At 54.7% G+C, this 16,708-nt stretch carries 15 protein-coding genes; 10 read left to right on the top strand and 5 right to left on the bottom strand.

Going from position 1 to position 16,708, the window contains the following annotated elements; translation table 11 throughout:
- Positions 1–183 precede the first annotated feature (183 nt).
- Complete coding sequence (locus tag ACIPDS_RS19860; RefSeq protein WP_400739555.1) at positions 184–1,899, top strand: DUF4153 domain-containing protein; 1,716 nt, start codon at positions 184–186, stop codon at positions 1,897–1,899.
- Positions 1,900–2,099: 200 nt separating this feature from the next.
- Here ACIPDS_RS19860 and hslO read toward each other — a convergent pair whose 3' ends face one another.
- The 4 genes from hslO to ACIPDS_RS19880 all read right to left on the bottom strand — a co-directional run bounded on the left by hslO (position 2,100) and on the right by ACIPDS_RS19880 (position 6,370).
- Entirely contained in the window at positions 2,100–2,978 is an 879-nt protein-coding gene (gene hslO, locus ACIPDS_RS19865; RefSeq protein ID WP_400739558.1) for an Hsp33 family molecular chaperone HslO, read from the bottom strand.
- Positions 2,979–3,000: 22 nt separating this feature from the next.
- On the bottom strand, positions 3,001–3,402 hold the full coding sequence (hslR, locus tag ACIPDS_RS19870) for a ribosome-associated heat shock protein Hsp15 (RefSeq protein ID WP_166515450.1): 402 nt from the start codon (positions 3,400–3,402) through the stop codon (positions 3,001–3,003).
- 72 nt (positions 3,403–3,474) lie between these two features.
- The gene (yrfG, locus tag ACIPDS_RS19875; RefSeq protein ID WP_400739561.1) at positions 3,475–4,167 is read right to left on the bottom strand and encodes a GMP/IMP nucleotidase; all 693 of its coding nucleotides are present in this window, start codon (positions 4,165–4,167) and stop codon (positions 3,475–3,477) included.
- A gap of 61 nt (positions 4,168–4,228) precedes the next feature.
- On the bottom strand, positions 4,229–6,370 hold the full coding sequence (locus ACIPDS_RS19880; RefSeq protein WP_400739564.1) for an intracellular growth attenuator family protein: 2,142 nt from the start codon (positions 6,368–6,370) through the stop codon (positions 4,229–4,231).
- A 304-nt stretch (positions 6,371–6,674) separates the two neighbouring features.
- Here ACIPDS_RS19880 and nudE point away from each other — a divergent pair, with 304 nt between their 5' ends.
- Positions 6,675–7,235 carry an ADP compounds hydrolase NudE gene (nudE, locus tag ACIPDS_RS19885; RefSeq protein WP_166515453.1) on the top strand — a complete coding sequence of 187 codons (561 nt, stop codon included), beginning with the start codon at positions 6,675–6,677 and terminating at the stop codon, positions 7,233–7,235.
- 69 nt (positions 7,236–7,304) lie between these two features.
- On the opposite strand, the gene mrcA is transcribed toward nudE, so the two are convergent.
- The gene (mrcA, locus tag ACIPDS_RS19890) at positions 7,305–9,857 is read right to left on the bottom strand and encodes a peptidoglycan glycosyltransferase/peptidoglycan DD-transpeptidase MrcA (protein WP_400739568.1); all 2,553 of its coding nucleotides are present in this window, start codon (positions 9,855–9,857) and stop codon (positions 7,305–7,307) included.
- Between the two features lie 120 nt (positions 9,858–9,977).
- Here mrcA and ACIPDS_RS19895 point away from each other — a divergent pair, with 120 nt between their 5' ends.
- The 8 genes from ACIPDS_RS19895 to damX all read left to right on the top strand — a co-directional run bounded on the left by ACIPDS_RS19895 (position 9,978) and on the right by damX (position 16,620).
- A complete protein-coding gene (locus ACIPDS_RS19895; RefSeq protein WP_400739571.1) occupies positions 9,978–10,766 on the top strand; it encodes a pilus assembly protein in 789 nt (262 codons plus the stop codon).
- 176 nt (positions 10,767–10,942) lie between these two features.
- Positions 10,943–11,299, top strand: coding sequence for a PilN domain-containing protein (locus ACIPDS_RS19900; protein WP_400739574.1), 357 nt, complete (start codon positions 10,943–10,945; stop codon positions 11,297–11,299).
- On the top strand, positions 11,286–11,750 hold the full coding sequence (locus ACIPDS_RS19905; protein WP_400739577.1) for a hypothetical protein: 465 nt from the start codon (positions 11,286–11,288) through the stop codon (positions 11,748–11,750). Before ACIPDS_RS19900 ends, ACIPDS_RS19905 begins: the two co-directional genes overlap by 14 nt.
- Positions 11,737–12,180 carry a HofP DNA utilization family protein gene (locus tag ACIPDS_RS19910; RefSeq protein WP_400739580.1) on the top strand — a complete coding sequence of 148 codons (444 nt, stop codon included), beginning with the start codon at positions 11,737–11,739 and terminating at the stop codon, positions 12,178–12,180. The genes ACIPDS_RS19905 and ACIPDS_RS19910 overlap by 14 nt, the downstream gene beginning before the upstream one ends.
- On the top strand, positions 12,068–13,288 hold the full coding sequence (gene hofQ / locus ACIPDS_RS19915) for a DNA uptake porin HofQ (protein ID WP_400739825.1): 1,221 nt from the start codon (positions 12,068–12,070) through the stop codon (positions 13,286–13,288). Before ACIPDS_RS19910 ends, hofQ begins: the two co-directional genes overlap by 113 nt.
- Positions 13,289–13,568: 280 nt before the next feature.
- On the top strand, positions 13,569–14,090 hold the full coding sequence (gene aroK / locus ACIPDS_RS19920) for a shikimate kinase AroK (protein WP_062775673.1): 522 nt from the start codon (positions 13,569–13,571) through the stop codon (positions 14,088–14,090).
- Between the two features lie 58 nt (positions 14,091–14,148).
- Positions 14,149–15,243, top strand: coding sequence for a 3-dehydroquinate synthase (gene aroB / locus ACIPDS_RS19925; RefSeq protein ID WP_400739584.1), 1,095 nt, complete (start codon positions 14,149–14,151; stop codon positions 15,241–15,243).
- A gap of 84 nt (positions 15,244–15,327) precedes the next feature.
- Positions 15,328–16,620, top strand: a complete 1,293-nt coding sequence (gene damX / locus ACIPDS_RS19930; RefSeq protein WP_400739587.1) for a cell division protein DamX — start codon at positions 15,328–15,330, stop codon at positions 16,618–16,620.
- Positions 16,621–16,708 lie beyond the last annotated feature (88 nt).

Consider the following 16,708-nt stretch of genomic DNA (forward strand, 5'->3'; position numbering starts at 1 on the left):
TAAATGGTTAAAAAATAGTTCGATTTACGACATAAATGTGAAATCAATCTCATTTATGAAAGAAAACTACGTAATGCTTTCATGCATTAAAACGATTCACCTCGCTGAGCATAATTCGTTTTATTGGTGCTGGTGGATACGCAAAAGAGCGTAATTAATGACCGCAGAAACGGGAATCTCGATATGGATGCTGTAAATTCTCTTTCCTCACCTACCCGTTGGGGCATGGTGCTAACCGGGTTGGTACAAGGTTTTTTGTGCTATTTACTGACGGTTTACCTGATACCCAAGCACAGCGGATGGATGTTTTATGCGTTGCCGGGAAGCCTGGCATTATCTTCTGTGGTGCTGTTCTCCGTCGTCTCTTTCAAACAGCGGGCGCTATGGGTCTGGTCGGCGCTAATCCTGGCGGTGGTTTTGGGGATGGGCGGCTGGCTTAAAAGCAGCCTTAGCGCTGAAGATAGCTGGCGGCAGTACGCTATCCTGTGGAACTACGGCTGGTGCCTGATACTCATGATGCTATTAGTCCTGCCGTGGATGCAGTACCGTCTGCAAGCAGAGCCCGGCGTGACCCGTTACGCCCATTTTTATACCCAGCAGTGGCAGAACATATTAACGCTTTTGCTGATTGCCATTGCCAATGGCCTGGTGTGGCTGATTTTGCTGCTATGGAGCGGCCTGTTTAAGCTAGCCAATATCGAATTTTTCAATAAGTTGTTCTTTGAAACCGAGTGGTTTGTCTACCTGGTGATTGGTCTGGTGACGTCGCTGACGGTGATTCTCGCGCGTCAGCATCCACGGCTCATCGTCGCCATCCAGAAATTGCTGACGTTGATTGCGACCGGCCTGTTGCCGCTGGTCTCGCTATTGGTGCTGCTGTTCCTGCTGACACTGCCGTTTACGGGGTTGTCGGTGATTTCACAACGTATCTCGACCGCCGGTCTGTTTTCGGTGCTGGCGCTGATTCAGCTGCTGTTGACGGCCATGGTGTGGGAACCGCACAAACCGCAGCTTGGCTATCCACGCGCGTTACGCTATCTCATCCAGACGGCGATAATAGTGACGCCTGTCTATCCGCTGCTTGCCGGATGGGCGCTGTGGCTGCGCGTTGGGCAGTACGGCTGGAGCGCCGAGCGTTTGCAGGGTGCACTGGTGGTCATCGTGCTAGTGGTCTGGTCAGTGGGTTATCTGATAAGCCTGCTGCGCCATCGCCAGAATCCTTGCGCGTCTATGGGCAAGATACATCTGGGCGTGTCGCTACTGGGATTAACCCTGCTGGTACTGTTACACACGCCAGTGCTTGATAGCTGGCGCATCAGCGTCAACAGCCATATGGCTCGCTATCACAGCGGTAAAATCAAAGCCGATCAAATCAGCCTGTATATGCTTTCGCACAGCGGTAAGCCGGGCCGTGAAGCGATGCTGGCGCTCCAGAAAGATCCTGAGTTTATCAAAGATGCTAAACGCAAGCGTGAGCTTACCCAACTGCTTAACGGCGATCTCGGTACGGCACAATTAACGGCAGCGATGCTGGCGAAAAATGTGATGGTGACCTCGGGCAGTCTGCCGCCGGATAAATCGTTGTGGGATGCAGTTATTGGACTGCATTACAGAGTGGAATCATGTCGTGAGACAGATAGCTGTGTGCTGGTAAGCCAGGATTTGAATGGCGACGGGCAGCCAGAGCAGGTGCTGTATGCGTTTGGTGACAATGCGCTGCTGGTTTTCAGCCGGGATGAAAGGGGCTGGGAATTTAAAGCCGAGACGACCCTGCCTGAAGGCGTGACGAAAGCGGTGCTACTGAAGGCGGTACGCGAAGGGAAGGTTGGGGCAAAACCAAAAGCCTGGCGCGATATCACCTTAGGGGATGAGACCGTGGTGCTGGAATATCGGCGGTAGTGTAAGGGCTTCCCGGCGTCACTGCTTTTGGCCGGGCTACCGATTGATGTAGGCCGGATAAGGCAAAGCCGCCATCCGGCAATGTGCGCGGTTATGCCTGATGGCGCGTAGCTTATCAGGCCTACATGTTGTCAATGCCCACAGTATCTACACGTATGGTAGCCCGGCTTCGCTGCGCGCCGCCGGGAGAGACTTCAGACTTAATGAACCTGCGGATCCGCCGGAGAGGCGTTATGGCGGATCTCGGCAATATTCATCGCGTTGAAAACGTAATGGCTATTACAGTAATCGCAGTGCATATCGATCTCGCCTTCTTCTGCCAGGATGCTGTTGATTTCTTCATCCGGCAGCGTTCTCAGCGCCTCTGCGCAACGTTCGCGTGAACAGGTGCATTTGAACTCTACGTCCTGCGGATCGTACAGCGTGACTTCTTCTTCGTGGTACAGACGCCACAGCACATCGTTTGCCGGCAGCGTAAACAGCTCTTCGGCTTTGATGGTGTCGGTCAATGCCGCCAGGTGTTCGAAATCTTCCGGCTGGGCGTTTTGCGCTGGCATCACCTGCAGCAGCATACCGCCCGCAGCCGGTTTACCGTCTGACTCGCCGGTACGAATGATAAGGCGCGTTGGCAGCTGTTCGGAACGCTGGAAATAGTCTTCCAGGCAGGCCGCCAGGGTATCGCCTTCCAGACCCACCACGCCCTGATAACGCTCACCTTCCGCAGGGGAGATCGTGATTACCAGATAGCCGTTGCCGACCAGCGTTTTCAGCGAGGCGTCTTCCGGGATTTCGCCCTGCACGCGCGCGACGCCGCGCAGCTGCTGATGATTGTTGCCGTTTATCACCGCAAGCGTCATCGGACCATCGCCCTGCAACTGGACGGTAATATCGCCATCAAATTTCAGCGTCGCGGTCAGCAGGCTGGTGGCCACCAGCAGCTCTGACAGTACGTTTTTCACCGGCTGCGGATAGCTATGGCCTTCCAGAATTTGTTCGAGCGTTTCGGAAACGGTGACTAGCTCGCCACGCACGGCATAGTTTTCAAACAGATAGCGATGTAATTGATCGTGTTGAGTCATAATTTTCTCTCTTGGGTGACCGTTATTCGCGGTCACCGTGTTTAAATCTCATCAGGTCGCGCCGCTCTTTTTTGTCCGGGCGTCTGTCTGGGTGCGGCATCGTCAGCGCGTTGAGCTTGCGCGCCAGCGCGACTTTTTCGCGCTTCTCGATACTTTCAGCCGTCTCTTCGTAAAGCTCTACGGCTTCGGTTGCCGGGCGCCGTTGCTCCGTGATGGCTTTAATCACCACGGTGCGTTCATCGTTCCCTTGACGAAGCGTGAGCTGTGCGCCCAGTTCAACCACTTTGCTGGGCTTACTGCGTTGCCCGTTATAGTGAACTTTACCGCCTTCAATCATTTCTCGTGCCAGCGCGCGCGTTTTATAAAAACGTGCGGCCCACAGCCATTTATCCAGCCTGACGCCTGCGGTAGGTTTCTCTTTCATGGTCACTCCTTGCCTATCCCATTAGGCTATTTTATTCGCCATTTTTGCGCGCTGTCCGGCGCCAAACTGGCTTCAACAATTACGCCTAGTGGGACAGGCGTTAATTGAGGGGATCAAACGACGGTAATCGTTAAGCGCGGGATGACGCAGATACTGCTTATCCGCAAGACCGGAGTCGGGATTGGTGACGCCGAGGCAATAGCGGATCCCAAAGTGGGCGGCAGCATCCAGAATCGGCTCGCTATCATCGATAAATAACGTACGCTCGGCTTCCAGACCCGTTTTTTCCTTCACCGCCTGCCATAACCGCTGATCCTCTTTCGGATAACCAAATGTATGGGTGGAAAGTAATAAATCAAGGTGTGCATCAAGGCCAGTATGTTTAAGTTTCACGTCCAGATTATGTGGGTGCGCATTGGTCAGCAGAATGCGCCGCTTGCCCTGGGCCTTCAGCGCATCAAGGAACGGGATCGTGTCATCGCGCAGTACCGCGCGTGGCCCTTGCTCTGTGGTCATCGCACAGATATCCAAATCCAGACGCTCGCTCCAGTAATCCAGACAGTACCAGTTTAGCGTATGTTGCACTGCTCGGTACTCCTGGCGGATAGCCTCCTGCGCCGCCTGTGGGCTAATTCCCAGCTTGGCACCGTAGGTTTCAGGCACCAGTTTCTGCCAGAAATAGTTGTCGAAGGCGAGGTCGAGAAGGGTGCCATCCATGTCCAGAAGAACGGTATCCACCTCTTGCCAGGCGATATCAAAATGCATGGTGAAACTCCAGACGGAAGAAATGCGCGACAGAGTATCATACCCTGTCGCGCGATGGTCGTTACTGGGACAGGCTGTTAAAGCTGTCCGGTGCGGATATCATGACGGGGTTGATGCAGCTTTCGTAATATTTCTGAATATCGGCCAGGCGTTCACGATGGCGCTGATAGCGGCGCACTGCCTGGACACCGTTATAAATTGCGCACACCGTCATTGCCAGCATGAGCAGCGTTATCTCAATGTAATGCCACAGCCCGCTGCTATCCGGCATGCGATGCAGGTTGATGTGCTGGGTGCCGTTAGCGTCGGTAAAGATATTGGTGACAATTCCTTCGGCCTGGAATGGCGTGTGCATCAGCATCCCCGCCAGCCGCTGAAACTCCTGCCACTGCTCTCGCGCCGGGTAGTCGTAGAGCGTGGTGGTGGGATACGGCTGAGTGACCATATCGCTGCCTTCATCACTGGTGATGAGGAATCCCCCCGGCGCCGGGCTATTTAAGGCCTGCGCCGCGCGGGCGGTTTCGCGCAGAATGAACGGCGCGGTGGACGTATCGACCAGATTATCAAGTGACTCAGCGCTAACCGGACGGAGCAGCACGTTCACGCCGTCAAGCTTGCCTGAATTGGCGCGCTTCACCAGCGTCTCCCAGTCGCGGGTATTGCCGAGGTTAACTAAGGCATTTTTCAGGCGAATACAGTCATCGGCGGCGGCGCAAAGATCTTTGGTTTTCAGCACGATGTCGGCAAAGTCATCCAGCAGCACCATCCCTGATTTCTGAATAGCAGAGCGCAGCGCCGGGCTGACGCGAGAGTCATCATCCGGGGTTGGATGCAGCTGTCGGCTAACCGCCTGTACTAACGCTGTGGCCTTGTTAACGCTTTCGGACTCAGGAAGCGGCAGGCGAGGAGCGTCATTCCAGATTATCTGCGAGCAATCAAAGGGCAGGAACGGCGAGTTTTCCTGGGCAGTCCAGGTGCCTGGCGAATGAATATTACACATGCCAACGCCACGAATCTGCAGCGTATCACCTACGCGTACGCCAGCTTGTGCCAGTTGGCGTACGTCTTTGGCTTCAATGGTTTGTGCGCCTTTAAGCCAGGATACGGTGAACTTAAACGGCATATTCAGCGGTACGCTGACCCACATCATCACAACCACCAGTAGCGCGCCACAGGCAATCACCGTACTGCGCAGCCAGTGCTGAAGCGGGAAATTTCTGACTTCATCATGTAAAGAGAGAAAACGGCCCTGGCGGACAACGTGCCTATCGAGATAAATATCGATATCGGTTTTCTGCCCCAAATCCTGGGCGACATACGGCTGCCAGTGACGAGGATAGATAAGGTCGATGATCCCAAGCGAGATGTTGTTGATCTGCTCTTGATCGTTTTCGCCAAATAACCCCCACCGTTTCGGGGTGCCGCGCAGGCAGTGGATCTCGCGTAACGACGATTTGGTTGGCGGCGCAAACAGCCCCCACATAGCGGCGCCGAGCAGCAATACGGCGCAGCCGATGATCCACGGTGAGAACACGGCGGGTGAGATCAGGCTGCAATAAAACAGCAGGAAGGCGGCAACAATCAGCAAGGCTTCACGCAGACCGTCAGGGCGGCTGAGCGCGTGCTCCTCGTGGGTTTCCTGACGGATGTTGAGCAGTTCAATCTGCTCACTTTCCTCACCCCGAATGGAGGCCTGAGTCGACGAGGAGGTTTCCAGCGCCAGCGGTTTATTTTCTGGCGAATAGGTTTTGAGCGAGTGACCGTTTAGCGCGATAACCAGCGGCATATCATCGGTGACAACCAGTTCAATACTGTTTTCGTCAGTAATGTACTGTTCCCAGAACGGCGGTAAATGCACTTCGACCGAGTCGAGGAAATAGCGCCATTTATTCGGATCGTCAGTGGTGATGCCGTAGCGTGTAATCGCGCGGGTCAGCGAAAAGACGGTATGGCTCTGCGCGCTGAGCGTCAGCACAGAAGGGGCGACAGCCGATCCAGAAGCGGGAACTTGCCGGCCTCGGTTAAGCTCATCAAGGTAGTTTTCTACGCCCTGGCGTTCATCATCGGTCAGCTTACGCGTCGTAGCGCCGGGGAAGAGGTGCAGCCACGGCAATTGAAGGCGCTTATTCCGTTTACGCAATAGCCAGCCGACCAGCACGGCGCAGATCAGTATCGCTACGGTAGAGATCATCAGTGTGCCCATGCTTTTCCCATCATACTTATTTTAGAGGTCTCTTAAGTTGCCTGCTTTCGTATAAACCATTGGCACGTATTACAGAGGTCACAAATTGAGCCTATAGACTCTCGCAACACGTAAGCATAACAAACCCGTAGCAACACGAATATCAGTTAATTCCCAATTGTAATTCAACCCCTTGACATTTATCCAGAAATGAGAGATGAGAAGTTAAAGGTTGCAATAATGTAAATTAAACGCTTTATGCATTGCTGGAAGTCAATACCTATCGCACAATGATAAAAGTCACTACAGCAAAGATCCCGGCCCAATGAGCAAATCATTACAGAAACCCACCATCCTTCATGTTGAAACCGTCGCGAAGTCTCGCCTTTTTAATGTGGAAAGCGTCGACTTAGAGTTCAGCAACGGCGTACGTCGTGTTTATGAACGTATGAAACCCTCTTCCCGCGAAGCTGTGATGATCGTGCCGATTATCGATGATCATATTATTTTGATTCGCGAATATGCCGTGGGTACGGAATCCTATGAGCTGGGGTTCTCAAAAGGTCTCATCGATCCCGGTGAAACGGTGATGGAAGCGGCCAACCGTGAACTGAAAGAGGAAGTGGGCTTTGGCGCGCACCAGATGGTGTTCCTGAGAAAGCTGAGCATGGCGCCGTCCTATTTTTCCAGCAAAATGAATATTGTGGTGGCAGAAGATCTCTACCCGGAATCGTTACCTGGCGATGAGCCCGAACCGCTGCCACAGGTGCGTTGGCCGCTCTCGAACCTGATGGCCCTGCTGGACGACCCGGACTTTAGCGAAGCCCGTAACGTTAGCGCGCTGTTTTTACTGCGCGAGTGGTTGCAGGCGCAGGGCCGGTTGTAAGCGGACTCGCAGTAAAAAAGGCGCCAGCGGCGCCTTTTCTATTTTGAGCAAAGCCCTGACATATAGTGATTAGAACAGCTCGTGGGTTTCCCCGTTATCAATCACCTCGGTACCCACCTCGTGAACGGCCTGCTGTGTCGGCTGCGTTCCTTCAATAAAGTACTCCTGGCGACTGCTGCCCCCATTGGCTAGCTGTCCTGTGTTCCGGTCGATATTGACGGTCACGATGCCCGGCGGTGGCGTCAGCGGTTGCTCAGGTACGCCGGCGAGAACCTGCTTCATAAAGGCGTCCCAGGCCGGCTGGGCGCTCTTAGCACCACCTTCATAGCCGGAAATTTGATCTTTAATTGCCCCGGAGGCGCTGGTGCGGCCGAGGTCACGACGGTGATCGTCAAAGCCAATCCATACGGAAGTCACCACACCCGGGCCATAACCGGAGAACCAGGCGTCTTTCGAGCTGTTGGTGGTCCCCGTTTTCCCGCCAATATCGTGACGCCCTAAATCACGCCCGGCGCGCCAGCCGGTGCCTTGCCAGCCCGGTTCGCCAAAGATATTGGTGTTGAGCGCGCTCTTAATCAGGAACGACAGCGGCGTGTTGATAACGTGCGGTGCGTACTCTTGCGCGCCAACCTGCGCCACTAACTGCTGGTTTGCTTGCTCAAGTTCCGGCATCGGTACCGTTGAGTTCTGCGGTGTTTGCGACACGGCAACATCTTCCACGTCTTTATTTTCGAGGACGTTAGACTTTTGCGTATCGCCATAGATAACCGGGATATTGCATTCAGGGCAGGCGATTTTTGGCTTCGCCTCAAACAGTACGCCACCCTGATCGTTTTCAATTTTGCTGATGTAGTACGGGTCGACCAGGAAGCCGCCGTTGGCCATGACGGAGTAGCCACGTGCTACCTGTAACGGCGTAAACGAAGCGGAGCCCAGGGCCAGCGACTCAGTATGGACGATGTTCTCAGCCGGGAAACCGAAACGCTGCAAATACTCTGCGGCATAATCGACGCCCATCGCGCGCATGGCGCGAACCATGACGACGTTCTTCGATTGCCCCAGCCCCTGACGTAGACGAATTGGCCCTGCATATTGAGCCGGTGAGTTTTTCGGTTGCCAGTCAGAACCCGCGCCCGCATCCCAGCGTGAAATCGGCACGTCGTTGAGCATACTGGCAAGGGTTAACCCTTTGTCCATCGCTGCGGTGTAGAGGAAAGGTTTGATATTCGAACCGACCTGGCGCAGCGCTTGCGTGGCGCGGTTAAACTTGCTCTGGTTAAAGTCGAATCCGCCGACCAGTGCGATAATGGCACCGTTTTGCGGGTTAATTGACACCAGTGCGGAGTTCACATCAGGAATCTGCCCCAGCCACCAGCTATCCCCGTTCTGACGCACCCAAATTTGCTGCCCGGCCTGCACAACATCGGTGACTTTACGCGGGGTTGGCCCCTGCGCGGTATCGGAACGGTAAGGACGCGCCCAGCGTATGCCTTCCATCGTCAACGATACCGAGGTGCCGTCGCTTAACTGGACGGTAGCTTCCTGTGGATTTGCTGCGGTCACTACGGCGGCGACGAACGGGCCGTAAGAAGGCAGAGGACGTAAGGATTTGCTGATTTTCTCGCTATCCCATGGCGCTTCACCGGCTTTCCACAACACGTTTGATGGGCCACGGTAGCCATGGCGCATATCGTAGTCCATCACGTTATTACGCAGCGCCTGTTGAGCGGCCTGCTGATTCTTACGGGTGATGGTGGTGTAAACGCGGTAGCCATCTTCATACGCCTGCTCGCCGTACTGTTTAACCATATCCTGACGAACCATTTCCGTCAGATAAGGCGCTGAGAAGGCGATTTCAGGTGCGTGGTAGTTAGCAACAATCGGCTGGCTACGCGCCTCGTCGTACTGCTGCTGGGTGATATAGCCTTCACTCAGCATACGCGAGAGCACCACGTTACGACGTGCGGTTGCGCGGTCAAGCGAGTAGAGCGGGTTAAAGGTCGATGGTGCTTTCGGCAGACCGGCAATGACCGCTATTTCGCTTAAGCTAAGCTGATCGGCAGGCTTACCGAAATAGACCTGCGCCGCCGCGCCAACGCCATAGGCGCGATAGCCGAGGTAGATCTTATTTAAATACAGCTCAAGGATTTCATCTTTACTCAGCATTTGTTCAATGCGAATCGCAAGGAACACTTCCTTGATTTTACGCATCAGCGTTTTTTCAGGGCTAAGGAAGAAGTTACGCGCGAGCTGCTGAGTAATGGTACTGGCACCCTGCGAAGCATGGCCGTTGACCAGCGCGACGCTGGCCGCACGGAAAATACCAATGGGGTCAATGCCGTGGTGCTCGTAGAAGCGGCTATCCTCGGTGGCAATAAACGCTTTCACCATCACCGGGGGGATGTGGTCAAGCGTCATCGGAATACGACGTTTCTCGCCGTATTGCGCAATCAGCTCGCCTTCCGCGCTATAGACCTGCATCGGCACCTGTAGGCGCACGTCTTTGAGCGTCGCCACGTCGGGCAACTGTGGCTCAATATATTTGTAGAGGCCATAAATCGAGCCTGCTCCCAGCAGAATGCAACAGACTGCAAGGATGATTAAATACTTTACGAACTTCACCGGAGAATTCCCATTGAGTGTCATTTGGGCAGTTTATAAACAAACGCGCGGTAGTATAAAGGCAAGCCTGGATCATTGATATAGCCGTCACCACGATGGTGGCGTAAGGATAATCGTGAAATGGCTTTCAAATGCTGGCAGTTAGGTCTACATCTTCAGCAAGATAACGTCTATATCGTTGCCCTGCAGCGCACGCGCTGTGGCTGGGCATTAAAGCGCTGGTGGCAACTGCCGCTGCCCGCGGCAATTTCCCCCGAACCCACGGATGAGGCCCTGATTGCGGCCCTTATGCCGTGGCGACGACAGCTCCCCAGGCAGCACACGGTAAGTATCGCTTTTCCCGCCAATAGAACCTTACAAAAAATGCTGCCACGGGCGGCGATGACATTAAGAGAAAAAGAGCAAAAGCAGTGGCTTGCCAACGCGATGTCGCAGCAGCTGGAGATGGCCGCCAACACGCTGTGCTTTGACTATCATCTGGCCGAACCGCAGCAGATGTGGAACGTCACGGCGGCCCAGCAGCACGATGTTTCACGCCTTCAAAGGCTGGCGCAACGGCTGCAATTGCAGATAGTCGCTATCACCCCGGATGCCTGCGCGTTGCAGACTTTGCTGCCTTTTGTGCAGGTGAGTGATGCGGTGCTGGTTTTATCTGAAAACGCACAGTGGTTGTGGGCCAGCCGGGAAGCGTGGGGGCACATGCCGCATCAGGAGGCACCTTCATTGACCCGGCTGGGTGAGCGATTAGGCATTGAAGCCCATCAGTTGGTGTGCTGCGGTTCGGCGATAGATGCGCACAGCTATTTTGACCCGTGGTCGCCCATCATCCAAAAGCAGCCGCCGTTACCCGTCAATGACGCTCCATTCGCCGTCGCCATTGCGCTGGCTATGGGGGCGTCATGGTCATGAAGGATCCCGTCAATTTTCTGCCCTGGCGGCGCACGCGATTTCTCCGACGCCTTCGTGGCTGGGCAATATGCGTTTGCGCGGTCTGGCTGGCTTGCGGCGTGGTGGCATGGGCTGCCTCGGCGCATTGGCAAGGAGAGCGGCGCGTTCATGAGATACATAAGCAGATGGAGCACCAAATGACTCAGCAGCTTGCCGGGCGGGTAAAGTTGCTGAACGCTCAGGTGGCGCAGAACGCCCAGCTCCGCCAGCGTCAGGCGCACAGGCAGAAAACGCAGGCCTGGTCGTCGCGACTCACGCAGCTTGCGGACAAGCTGCCTGCGCAAGCGTGGCTAAAGGCCTTAAGTTACCGTGATGGCGTGCTCGCTTTAAGCGGAACCATCGCCCAGTTTGCCGCGCTTAACACGATGGACGATAGCATGCAGTCCGTTTCAGGATTTGCCCGCGGAAAGGCAGAAAAAATCCAGCGGGATAGCGCGGGCTATTGGATGTTTGAGTATCGGCTGCGCGAGGATGCCGGACATGAAAATCCCTGACGGCTGGCGGCAGTTATCACCTACAGCACGCGTCATTGTCGCTGCGCTGCTGGCGATGATTCTCGCTATTTATGCCTGTTTTCAGGCGGCATCCCAGGCGTATCTCCACGCGCAAAAAAGCCGGGAAGTGAGGCAAATACAGCATACGGCGATGATCTCAGGCTGGCAGCAATGGCTTTCGCTACGGGATACAGCGGAGAAGTCCATGCAGTCATTGGACAAAATGATGCCTTTTTCTCCCGTCTCCTTCCAGCAAGCCGGTGCCCGATTGCTCAGCTGGTTGCCGTCGGCCAAAGGAGGCGAAATGGTACTGGAGATTGCCTGGCAGCAGGTGCCATCCACCTTCGCGATGTTAGCCGAGCGCGATATGCAGGTTGTGGGCTTTGCCCTGGTCGCTGAAAACAACGTGCTGCGTTTAACACTCCAGTTGGTCGCTGATGATGAACATTAACTGCGCGCGTTTTTTGCTACTGATTACCCCACTGCTGTGCGGAATGCGCGACCCTTTTGCGCCGATGGCTGATCGTTGCCATACCGCGGAGCTGTCGCAGTGGCATTACCGGGGTATTGCGCAATCGTCCGGGCGGCTGATTGGATTTGTGCAAATGCGCGAGGGGAAATGGCTGCGAGTAGAGCAGGGACAAACGATAAATTCAGATTGGCTGGTGAGCGGGATGACGCCGGAGAGTCTGAGCGTTGAAGCCGGTCAGGGCTGTGAGCCACAGCGCTGGCAATGGAAAAGAGAAGGAACCAAACATGATAAAAAGGATGAGCCTGCTGATACTGCTGGGGTGGCCGCTATTGGGTCTGGCGAAAAACATCACGCTGGTGGTGGACGACGTCCCGGTGGCGCAGGTGCTACAAAGTCTGGCCGACCATGAACAGAAAAACCTGGTTATTGCTCCCGATGTGCAGGGTGTGGTCTCGCTTCAACTGCGCAATCTCCCATGGAAGCAGGCGCTGCAAACGGTGATCAATAGCAGTGGTCTGCTATTGAGTCAGGAGAGTGGCGTGCTGTACGTTCATTCGCCGCGCTGGCGTGAGGAACAGCAGGCACAGGCACAGGCTGAAAAAGAGCGGCGCCAGCAGAGCAGAGCGCTGCACAGTCGCAGTTTGGTATTACATCATGCGGATGCCGGTGAACTGGCAAAAGCGGGTGAAAAATTGCTCAGTAAGCGCGGGTCACTCACCGTGGATAAGCGCACCAATCGGCTTCTTGTACGTGATGACGACCACCACCTCACCGAGTTCGCCACATGGGCTAAGGAGATGGATCTTCCGGTCGGGCAGGTTGAGATAGCCGCTCATATTGTCACTATCAATGAGACTAGCCTGCGAGAGCTGGGGGTGAAATGGAATCTTGGCGAGGGGAGCGCGGCGCCTGGCGCCGGAAAATTCACCACGCTCAGCGGTAATTTGGCGGTTGCCGACGCGACCACGCGCGCCGGTTTTAATATTGGACGCATTAACGGTCGTTTGCTGGAGCTTGAACTGTCGGCGCTGGAGCAAAAACAGAAGGTGGATATCATTGCCAGCCCTCGGCTACTGGCGTCGCACCTACAGCCTGCTAGCATTAAGCAGGGCAGCGAGATCCCCTATCAGGTTTCCAGCGGCGAAAGCGGTGCCACCTCGGTAGAATTTAAAGAGGCGGTGCTGGGTATGGAGGTGACGCCGACGGTTTTGCAAAGCAACCGCATTCGGTTGAAGTTGCATATCAGCGAAAATATGCCCGGCCAGGTTCTCCAGCAGGCAGATGGCGAAGTTCTGGCCATCGATAAACAGGAAATCGAAACCCAGGTTGAAGTGCGCAGCGGTGAAACGCTGGCGTTAGGGGGGATCTTTTCGCAGAAAAATAAAAATGCGAGCGACAGCGTTCCCTTTCTTGGCGAGATTCCATTGCTTGGGCATCTTTTCCGCCGCGATGGGAAGGATAATGAACGACGTGAGCTGGTGGTATTTATCACGCCACGTATTATTTCTGCACAGTAGCGGTAAATAAACGGGAGAATTTGGGGGGTAAGATACGCCCCGGGTTTGACGTGGCGTCATATTTAGCATACAAGGAGTACCGATTTGAGAGTCAACGAGCTCCACTCCTTCTCCAGCAGTCTGCTGATTTAATCTGTTGCCAAACCAGCCGGAGTATTGAGATAATTTTCAGTCTGACTCTCGCTCTATTGCATAAGAGGTTTCAGTTCATGTCCTGCGGCGTGCGAAGTTATGCGGCGCGGATTTATCATTAACGAATAGTCTTAGTAGTACCAAAAAAATGGCAGAGAAACGCAATATCTTTCTGGTTGGGCCCATGGGTGCCGGCAAAAGCACCATTGGGCGCCAGCTAGCTCAACAGCTCAATATGGAATTTTACGATTCTGATCACGAGATTGAGAAACGAACAGGCGCTGACGTGGGCTGGGTCTTCGATGTCGAAGGCGAAGAAGGTTTCCGTGACCGTGAAGAAAAAATCATCAATGAGTTAACGGAAAAGCAGGGTATCGTTCTGGCGACAGGCGGTGGCTCGGTAAAATCACGTGAAACGCGCAATCGTCTCTCCGCTCGTGGCGTCGTTGTTTATCTGGAAACGACTATCGAAAAACAGCTAGCACGCACTCAGCGCGATAAAAAGCGCCCGCTGCTGCAGGTTGAAACGCCGCCTCGTGAAGTGCTTGAAGCGCTGGCTGATGAACGTAATCCTCTGTATGAAGAGATTGCTGACGTCACCATCCGCACAGACGATCAGAGTGCAAAAGTTGTCGCCAACCAGATTATTCATATGCTGGAAAGCAACTAATACTGGCCCGAATGGTAGAACGCCAGCGAATATAAGTTACTAAGGTGGACGTCGCGTTATGGAGAGACTTACTGTCACCCTCGGGGAACGTAGTTACCCGATAACCATCGCGGCTGGTTTGTTTAACGATCCAGCTTCCTTCTTACCGCTCAAGTCTGGCGATCAGGTTATGCTGGTCACCAACGAAACGCTGGCACCACTCTACCTGGACCAGGTTCGCTCCGTGCTGGAGCAGACCGGCGTGAAAGTTGATAGCGTCATTCTGCCGGACGGCGAACAGTATAAAAGCCTGGCGGTGATGGACTCCGTCTTTACCGCGCTTTTGCAAAAACCGCATGGTCGTGACACAACCCTCGTCGCTTTGGGCGGTGGTGTGATTGGCGACTTAACCGGTTTTGCCGCAGCGAGCTATCAGCGCGGCGTACGCTTTATCCAGGTTCCTACCACCTTGCTATCGCAGGTGGATTCTTCGGTTGGCGGCAAAACAGCGGTCAACCACCCTCTCGGTAAAAACATGATCGGCGCATTCTGGCAGCCAGCCTCCGTGGTGGTTGACCTTAATTGCCTCAAGACATTGCCGAAAAGAGAGCTCTCCTCTGGCCTGGCCGAAGTGATTAAATACGGCATCATTCTTGATGCGCCGTTCTTCGACTGGCTCGAGAGCAACATCGATGCGCTGATGGCGCTGGATGAAAAAGCAATGGCGTACTGTATCCGCCGTTGTTGTGAGCTAAAAGCCGATGTTGTCGCCGCGGACGAGCGCGAAACCGGGTTACGTGCTTTACTCAATCTTGGGCATACGTTTGGTCATGCTATCGAAGCCGAAATGGGCTACGGTAATTGGTTACATGGCGAAGCGGTTGCTGCGGGTATGGTGATGGCGGCATATACCTCCGAACGTCTGGGACAGTTCGACTCTCAGGATACGCAGCGAATTATCACCCTGCTTAAGCGTGCAGGACTGCCGGTTGCGGGTCCGAAAGAGATGTCTGCAGAAGCGTATCTGCCGCACATGATGCGAGATAAAAAAGTCCTGGCGGGCGAAATGCGGTTAGTACTGCCGCAAGCCTTAGGGAAAAGTGAGGTGCGCGGTGGCGTCTCTCACGATGTGGTTCTTGGTGCTATTGCTGATACTCAGCGGGCGCAACTATAAGAAAGGTCTAGCCGCATTTACGCGGTGTTTTAACTTCAGGCGATGTGCAAAAGTCGTAGCATAAGCCTTTTAGTGGGGTGTTAAATGGATGAATTTAAACCAGAAGACGAGCTGAAACCCGATCCCAGCGATCGTCGTACTGGTCGTTCTCGTCAGGCTTCCGATCGTGACAGCGATCCGCAGATCAATTTTGATGATGTGGAACTCGATGCCGACGAGCGTCGCCCTTCCCGTACTCGAAAAGCGCGTGAAGAAGACGAGCCAGAGGACGAATACTATGAATCCGATGATGACGGTGAGGCTGATGACGAAGTTGTAGAGCGTCGTCCACGTCAACGTAAAAATGCGGCACCACGTAAACCAGCTTCTCGTCAGTACATCATGATGGGGCTGGGGATCGTGGTATTGCTGGTGCTGATTGTCGGCATTGGCTCAGCATTAAAAGCGCCGTCGTCGTCAAACGATCAAAGTGCATCAGCCGAAAAGAGCATCTCTCTTTCTGGTGATGCTGCCGATCAGGCTAATGCCGCAGCACCTGCGCCGGGAACTAACCCGCAGCAGGATGTTTCTTTACCGCCAATTTCCTCCACGCCGACTCAGGGCCAGGAAACCGCAGCACCCGACGGCCAGCAGCGCGTTGAAGTGCAGGGCGACCTGAACAATGCGCTGACTCAGCAGCAGGGCCAGATCGACAACGCCGTGGTGAATTCTACGCTGCCGACCGAACCTGCTACCGTTGCGCCAATTCGTAACGGCGCGCGTCCGGCTGCTACGGCACAGGAAACCCCACGTCAGACAGCCGCCACGCCGCGTCCTGAACGCAAGCATGCGGTGATTGAATCAAAACCACAGCCAACGGCGACGGTGAAAACCCCAGCCGCTCAGAGCAAGCCTGTTGCGCAGAGCAAACCGGTAACCACGGCGCCTAAGCAAACTGAAACTGCGGCGGCTCCGGCTAAAGCGCCAGCAGCGCAAGCGACTAAACCGGCTGCAACGACGGCTGCACCTGCCGCCACGGCTGCGACGACGGCACCCGCTGCGACCGCTACAGCGACGCCAGCTCCTGCTGCTGCCGCGACCGGTAAGTCTGCGGGCGATGTCAATTCACTGAAATCCGCATCGGGTTCCCACTACACCCTGCAGCTCAGCTCCTCTTCCAACTACGACAACCTGAACGGTTGGGCGAAGAAAGAGAATCTGAAAAACTACGTGGTGTATGAGACGTCCCGTAACGGTCAGCCATGGTATGTCCTGGTCAGCGGTATTTACGCCTCTAAAGATGAAGCGAAACGTGCCGTAACCACTCTGCCAGCTGACGTACAGGCGAAGAACCCGTGGGCGAAACCGCTGCGTCAGGTTCAGACCGACCTGAAATAATCGCCGTTTCTTGACAGAAACCGTCCCTTCGCGCAGCCTTGTGGCCGCGCGAAGTGGATGTAGAAGCGCAGTATGCTGTCGGAGCTTT

Source organism: Kluyvera sp. NPDC087067 (assembly GCF_044745165.1).
Taxonomy (GTDB): domain Bacteria; phylum Pseudomonadota; class Gammaproteobacteria; order Enterobacterales; family Enterobacteriaceae; genus Kluyvera.

Coding starts and splice junctions, on each gene's coding strand:
- yrfG (WP_400739561.1), bottom strand. CDS start 4,167: ATGCATTTTGATATCGCCTGGCAAGAGGTGGATACCGTTCTTCTGGAC.
- ACIPDS_RS19905 (WP_400739577.1), top strand. CDS start 11,286: ATGAAAATCCCTGACGGCTGGCGGCAGTTATCACCTACAGCACGCGTC.
- damX (WP_400739587.1), top strand. CDS start 15,328: ATGGATGAATTTAAACCAGAAGACGAGCTGAAACCCGATCCCAGCGAT.
- hofQ (WP_400739825.1), top strand. CDS start 12,068: ATGAGCCTGCTGATACTGCTGGGGTGGCCGCTATTGGGTCTGGCGAAA.
- hslR (WP_166515450.1), bottom strand. CDS start 3,402: ATGAAAGAGAAACCTACCGCAGGCGTCAGGCTGGATAAATGGCTGTGG.
- ACIPDS_RS19895 (WP_400739571.1), top strand. CDS start 9,978: ATGGCTTTCAAATGCTGGCAGTTAGGTCTACATCTTCAGCAAGATAAC.
- hslO (WP_400739558.1), bottom strand. CDS start 2,978: ATGACTCAACACGATCAATTACATCGCTATCTGTTTGAAAACTATGCC.
- ACIPDS_RS19910 (WP_400739580.1), top strand. CDS start 11,737: ATGATGAACATTAACTGCGCGCGTTTTTTGCTACTGATTACCCCACTG.
- ACIPDS_RS19880 (WP_400739564.1), bottom strand. CDS start 6,370: ATGGGCACACTGATGATCTCTACCGTAGCGATACTGATCTGCGCCGTG.
- ACIPDS_RS19900 (WP_400739574.1), top strand. CDS start 10,943: ATGACTCAGCAGCTTGCCGGGCGGGTAAAGTTGCTGAACGCTCAGGTG.
- aroB (WP_400739584.1), top strand. CDS start 14,149: ATGGAGAGACTTACTGTCACCCTCGGGGAACGTAGTTACCCGATAACC.
- ACIPDS_RS19860 (WP_400739555.1), top strand. CDS start 184: ATGGATGCTGTAAATTCTCTTTCCTCACCTACCCGTTGGGGCATGGTG.
- aroK (WP_062775673.1), top strand. CDS start 13,569: ATGGCAGAGAAACGCAATATCTTTCTGGTTGGGCCCATGGGTGCCGGC.
- nudE (WP_166515453.1), top strand. CDS start 6,675: ATGAGCAAATCATTACAGAAACCCACCATCCTTCATGTTGAAACCGTC.